Origin of the sequence: Capnocytophaga sp. oral taxon 329 str. F0087, assembly GCF_000213295.2 — a bacterium.
GTDB lineage: Bacteria > Bacteroidota > Bacteroidia > Flavobacteriales > Flavobacteriaceae > Capnocytophaga > Capnocytophaga leadbetteri_A.
In genome coordinates this window covers 1-3,719 of sequence record NZ_KN390079.1, presented here as the reverse complement: position 1 = coordinate 3,719, position 3,719 = coordinate 1, and the positions used below count along the sequence as shown (strand labels likewise).

The window sequence follows — 3,719 nt, the reverse complement described above, 5'->3', positions numbered from 1 at the left end:
TAAATCAAGGAAACGTTAACTTATTGAATAACAATCAGCAAAATTAAAAGTTACCTTTATGAATTGAATCTGCCAAAATGAATTATATAGAATACAATTTTACAATAACCCCAATGGGGATAGCTTCAGAAATTTTAGTAGCTGAGCTAGCTGAAGTAGGTTTTGAGAGTTTTGTAGATACTGATAGCGGACTGTTAGCATATATACAAGAACCTCTTTGGCATACAGCTATTCTCAATGATATACAGATACTACAGAGTGATGAATTTCAAATTACTTACACTTTTAAGACTATTGAACAGGTCAATTGGAATGAAGAGTGGGAAAAACATTTTGAGCCTATTACTATAGAGGGGCTTTGCACGGTTCGGGCTACCTTTCATCCAGCAGCCTCTACTCCTTATGAGATAGTAATAGACCCTAAGATGAGCTTCGGCACAGGACATCACGAAACTACCTATATGATGCTACAATTCCTACTAAATGAAGAACTTACCAATAAAAAAGTACTCGATATGGGTTGTGGAACTAGTGTGTTAGCTATTATGGCAGCTAAGCGAGGCGCTACCGATATTACTGCAATAGATGTAGATGAGTGGTGTGTAGAAAACTCAATAGAAAACGTTCAACGCAATGGTTGTGAGCATATACAAGTACAACTTGGTGATGCTTCTTCGTTGGCTAACAAAAAGAATTTTGATTTGATTATAGCCAATATCAATCGAAATATTCTTCTTGCCGATATTCCTCACTACGCTCAATCGCTCAAAGCGGGCGGAACTCTTTTGCTTAGTGGTTTTTATGAAGAAGATATACCTCTTATTCGTGAAAAAGCCGAAGCGCACAGTCTGCAATACGTAGAGAATTTAGAACGCAATAAATGGGTAGCTGTAAAATTCAAAAAACAAGCCTAATGAATACTTTTGCTGAAAGAGTTATTAATTTCAACACGCATTTAGTGTATGAGCAATCGCTGCCCAATGGTTTTGCAGTGCTCAATCCTTATGTTGATAATCCTGAAACAATGCAGGTGATGCGTGCTTTTTATGAGAAATTTTATAAAGATAATCAACAGCGAAAGTTTATCATAGGTATCAATCCTAGTAGAAATGGAGCTGGGGTTACAGGGGTACCTTTCACTGATACTAAGCGCTTAGAGAGCGAGTGCGGTATACCTATGCACTCGGCTCATACCCACGAGGTCTCGTCTGTTTTTGTGTATGATATGATTAAGCAGTACGGTGGGGTAGAACGTTTTTATAAGCAGTTTTATATTAATTCTCCTTTTCCTTTAGCTATTGTACAAAAAGCCAAAGATGGCAAATGGCTCAATGCCAATTATTATGATGATACAGCTCTTTTTTTGGCAGTAAAAGATTATATGATTGAAACACTCAAAAAGCATATAACTATGGGGTTAGATACTCAAAAAGTGTTTGTTTTAGGCAAGAAAAATGCTACTTTTCTCCATAAACTCAATAAAGAAGCCTCTTTATTTGGCGAAATGGTAGTTTTAGAGCATCCTCGCTATATAGAGCAGTACAAATCAAAAGAAAAACAACTATATATTGATAAGTTTATAACCAAATTTTCAGAATAATAAAATAAAAACCAATATGAAACCACATTATGCAATACTTATGATTTTGAGCAGCTTCATAGCTTGCAAAACATCAACATCTGTTAGTAGCCCTACCGAAGTAGAGGTTCGAAGTAACCATCAGTATGCCTTCCCTAAGGATACGTATCACTTTCATCTGTCACAAACTTCAGAGAAAGTACTCTACATCTCTAATCACGACCAAACTAACCCTAAAAAAGTCGCTTTGTACTTAGAAAATCTAAAAGATGTAGTGATTGACGGCAATAATAGCGATTTTATCTTTCACGGCACTATACTCCCCATAGTACTCAAGAATTGTACTAATGTCACGCTCAAGAATTTTTCCATTGATTTTGCTATTCCTCATTTTCGACAACTGCATATTACTGAAGTAGATAAGGCGCATAATACGGTTGTAGGCAAGCTTTATCCTGAGGGTAATTATAAAGTAGAAGCTGGTAAGCTCCTATTTTGTGGTGAGGATTACGAAGAGCAGCCTATGGGCGGTATGCTTTTTACTCCAGATAAGCGACTTACTTACCAGCGAGCAGATGTGTCTTTCAATCCTACTAAAGTTACAGAATTGTCTCCTAATATGTTTAAAATAGAGGGAATGGGGGCAGAGCCTTGCATAGAAAAAGACGAGCGTTTTGCACTCCGCAATTATGGGCGACCTACGCCAGCTATTTTTATTACTGAGAGTAAAAATATAAAGTTAGAAAACGTTACAGTGCATAATGCTTATGGAATGGGGCTTTTGGCACAACTTACTGAAAATATTACTCTCAAAGGCTTCAAGGTAGCTATAAAAGAAGGTTCAGAGCGTTTTTATACTACCCAAGCTGATGCTACTCACTTTTCAAGCTGTAGTGGTGTCATTCGTTCTGAAGGGGGACTTTATGAGGGAATGGCAGACGATGCTATTAATGTCCACGGTACGTACCTCAAAGTCATAGCTCGTCCCTCACGTAATACTATCACAGCCAAGTATATGCATCCTCAATCGTGGGGTTTTACTTGGGGAAGAACGGGAGATGAAGTACAGTTTGTTGCTGCCAAAACGATGGAAACCATAGGTGATAAAACGTATCGTATTCAGTCTATTAAACCTGTTGATAGCCCTACAGATGAAGGAGCTAAAGTGTTCGAAATAAGTTTTGCTGAGCCTCTCCCCGATGAAGTATCAGCAGAGTACGCTTGTGGGGTAGAAAACCTTACTCTTACCCCTCAGGTTATATTTACGCATAATGTAGTGCGCAACAATAGGGCACGAGGAGCACTCTTTAGTACTCCTAAAAAAGTAGTATGTGCGCATAATGTATTCGACCACACACATGGGGCTGCTATTTTGCTTTGTGGCGACTGTAATGGTTGGTACGAAACGGGGGCTTGCCACGATGTAACTATCAAACACAACCGCTTTATCAATGCGCTTACGGCAAATTATCAATTTACTAATGCAATTATCTCCATTTATCCTGAAATACCTAACTTGTCAGATCAAAAAAAATACTTTCATTCTAATATTCGTATTGAAAATAACGTATTTGAAACTTTTGATGAACCTATATTATACGCTAAATCAGTAGAAAATCTTATTTATAGAAATAATACAGTAATTAAGAATAAAGATTTTAAACCTTTTCACTGGAATAAAGAGCGTTTTAAGCTCGAAAGAACTAAAAACGTAGAAATAATCGAAAAATAATATATGGCAGAAGAGAATAAAGATGAAACTTATGATGTAATAGTAATAGGTAGTGGTCTTTCGGGACTTTTCTCAGCTTTACTATTAGCAAGGGCGGGAAAAAAGGTGTGTGTATTAGAGAAAAACCAACAATACGGAGGCAATTTGCAGACCTTTAAGCGCAATCATATTCTCTTCGATACAGGTGTACATTACGTAGGGAGTCTATCTGAAGGGCAGGTACTCTATGAGTATTTTAAAGAAGTAGGGATAATGCAAGACCTTTCATTAGAGCGTCTCGATTTAAATGGCTACGACCGTATTTGCTTTGGCGACACTCCTGATGTAATGTACCCTCACGCCCAAGGGTATGAAAACTTCGTAAAGCAGCTGCTTATTTATTTCCCTGAAGAGAGAAAGGCTTTAGAG

The 3,719-nt window shown here is 37.5% G+C and carries 4 protein-coding genes; all 4 read left to right on the top strand.

Annotation, left to right across the window (positions count from 1 at the left end):
* The first annotated feature begins 77 nt into the window (after positions 1–77).
* The gene (prmA, locus tag HMPREF9074_RS11315; RefSeq protein WP_009391840.1) at positions 78–914 is read left to right on the top strand and encodes a 50S ribosomal protein L11 methyltransferase; all 837 of its coding nucleotides are present in this window, start codon (positions 78–80) and stop codon (positions 912–914) included.
* Positions 914–1,600, top strand: a complete 687-nt coding sequence (locus HMPREF9074_RS11310) for an SMUG2 DNA glycosylase family protein (RefSeq protein ID WP_009391839.1) — start codon at positions 914–916, stop codon at positions 1,598–1,600. The genes prmA and HMPREF9074_RS11310 overlap by 1 nt, the downstream gene beginning before the upstream one ends.
* Before the next feature lie 16 nt (positions 1,601–1,616).
* Entirely contained in the window at positions 1,617–3,311 is a 1,695-nt protein-coding gene (locus HMPREF9074_RS11305) for an alpha-1,3-galactosidase-related protein (protein WP_009391837.1), read from the top strand.
* 3 nt (positions 3,312–3,314) lie between these two features.
* The coding region (locus HMPREF9074_RS11300; RefSeq protein WP_034540921.1) for a phytoene desaturase family protein at positions 3,315–3,719 on the top strand (405 nt) is incomplete at its 3' end.

Coding starts and splice junctions, on each gene's coding strand:
- prmA (WP_009391840.1), top strand. CDS start 78: ATGAATTATATAGAATACAATTTTACAATAACCCCAATGGGGATAGCT.
- HMPREF9074_RS11310 (WP_009391839.1), top strand. CDS start 914: ATGAATACTTTTGCTGAAAGAGTTATTAATTTCAACACGCATTTAGTG.
- HMPREF9074_RS11305 (WP_009391837.1), top strand. CDS start 1,617: ATGAAACCACATTATGCAATACTTATGATTTTGAGCAGCTTCATAGCT.